Source organism: Neobacillus drentensis, from assembly GCF_036966985.1.
Classification (GTDB): Bacteria; Bacillota; Bacilli; order Bacillales; family Cytobacillaceae; genus Neobacillus; species Neobacillus drentensis_E.
On sequence record NZ_JBALSN010000605.1, the window covers coordinates 14,335 to 14,585 of the forward strand.

Here is a 251-nt window from a genome sequence, read left to right on the forward strand (position 1 = left end):
CTTTTATCCATTCACTTTATAAATTTACTCATATAAAATAATGATAAAAAAAGTGGGAATGAAGGGGAATATTTTGAACACAGATCAAGCTTTTGAGTTGTTAATAGAAGCAGGTGTCACTGAAGATACTAGTATTCAAACCGTTAGACGTTGGTTTCGTGAAAGAAAGATTACCTATAAGGGCTCAGGACAGGATACTGGATACATACTTGACAATACAGATCAAGCTTTTCATTTATTAAAGGATGCAG

General features: G+C 33.1%; 1 protein-coding gene (running past one end of the window). It reads left to right on the forward strand.

Going from position 1 to position 251, the window contains the following annotated elements; genetic code table 11:
• A protein-coding gene (locus tag V7659_RS28885; protein WP_335543490.1) for a polyprenyl synthetase family protein crosses the window boundary here: on the forward strand, positions 1-22 show its final stretch. The gene continues 2,336 nt to the left of window position 1, outside the view; 22 of the gene's 2,358 nt are visible here — the last part of the coding sequence; its start codon lies off the left edge, out of view; the stop codon is at positions 20-22.
• The last annotated feature ends 229 nt before the right edge of the window (positions 23-251 follow it).